This window comes from Microcoleus sp. C2D2, assembly GCF_036702495.1.
Lineage (GTDB): Bacteria > Cyanobacteriota > Cyanobacteriia > Cyanobacteriales > Microcoleaceae > Microcoleus.
In genome coordinates, this window is record NZ_JAUBTO010000391.1 from 1 (window position 1) to 1,414 (window position 1,414).

The 1,414-nt window shown below is 40.9% G+C and carries 3 protein-coding genes; all 3 read left to right on the plus strand.

What is annotated here, in order from left to right:
* The first annotated feature begins 62 nt into the window (after positions 1-62).
* From QUB61_RS39440 to QUB61_RS39450, 3 genes are read left to right on the plus strand one after another with little or no spacing between them, the layout of a single operon-like run.
* Positions 63-329, plus strand: coding sequence for a DUF3122 domain-containing protein (locus QUB61_RS39440; protein ID WP_333136920.1), 267 nt, complete (start codon positions 63-65; stop codon positions 327-329).
* Positions 330-362: 33 nt separating this feature from the next.
* A complete protein-coding gene (locus QUB61_RS39445; protein WP_333136918.1) occupies positions 363-1,010 on the plus strand; it encodes a DUF6064 family protein in 648 nt (215 codons plus the stop codon).
* Between the two features lie 6 nt (positions 1,011-1,016).
* The gene (locus tag QUB61_RS39450) at positions 1,017-1,340 is read left to right on the plus strand and encodes a hypothetical protein (protein WP_333136915.1); all 324 of its coding nucleotides are present in this window, start codon (positions 1,017-1,019) and stop codon (positions 1,338-1,340) included.
* The last annotated feature ends 74 nt before the right edge of the window (positions 1,341-1,414 follow it).

The window sequence follows — 1,414 nt, forward strand, 5'->3', positions numbered from 1 at the left end:
TGGGTCAACAGGTAAAAGATGAGTAATTTTACTCATTGACAATAGTGCTTTTAGCTTAACTTGTGAGTAATGCTCAACCCCTCACTCTGACTGATTCCCTAGGAAAAACACTCACAGCTACCGAAGCTTCTAGTGATATTTTGACCGAGTCAGCCCTTCCCGAACCCAACGTCGGACAGTATGACCTCCAGCCATTATTACCGCAGTTGCAGGTCGAGATTCCTCTGAAATTATCATTGCCAACTATCGGTGGTGAACCTGTTAGCTTGTCAGTCCCACCATCTTTAGTCGAAGAATGGCAGGCTGTTGGCAGTTATAAATCATCATAGAATAACCCACAATCGAGCTGAGGAAAATTAGCGATGCCATTTACCACAGAACAATTTATTCGAGTTTTCGAGAAATACAATCAAACTATATTTCCGATGCAGTTTGTACTAACTTTAGTGGGGATTCTGGCGGTTGGACTGGCAGTAAGTCGAAAACCATTTGCAAACAAAACCATTTCGGGATTACTCGGTTTTCTATGGCTGTGGGCAGGGATTATTTACCATTTGATTTTTTTTACGAAAATCAGTCCACCCGCTTATGTTTTTGGCGCGGTGTTCGTTTTTCAAGGCTGGTTGTTTTTATATGAAGGTGTGGTGAGAAATCGTTTAAGTTTTCGGGCTAGCCAGAAATTTTACGGCTTCCTTGGGGCGATTTTTATCACTTATGCGCTGGTGATTTATCCGTTAATCGGCTACGCGCTGGGGCGATTTTTTCCAGCATCGCCGACGTTCGGTACGCCTTGTCAGACAACCATTTTCACCTTCGGCTTGCTACTCTGGACAGACAAAAAAATTCCGTCTAGTTTATTGATTGTTCCCATTTTGTGGTCGATCGTCGGAACTTTGGCGGCGTTGAGTTTTGGGATTAAAGAAGATTTCGGATTACTCATTGCGGGAACGATCGGAACGGCTTCGATCATTTGGCAAAATTTAACGCCGAAAATGGATAAATTATATTGACACAATATGGAAAATGAAACTAAATTAACTCTGATTAAAGTCATTCACACTTTGATATGGATATTTTTCAACTTTGTGATTTTCTATATGCTTTATGCCGCGATCGCTAATAAACTCGATCACTGGCTCTGGATCGGTTATGGATTTATCACTCTAGAAGGGCTAATCCTACTCACTTTTAAATCCTACTGCCCATTAAATCTGCTGGCTCGAAAATACTCCAAGTCCACTCAGGACAATTTTGATATTTATCTTCCCAGTTGGCTCGCCAAGTATACGAAGTTAATCTACACCACTATTTTTGCGCTCATTACAATCATCACCATCTAAGCTGTTTCGCATTAAAACTGGTATAATAATAAATCACAAGTCACATAAAAGCCAGAAGTATGCCTGCCAAAAAT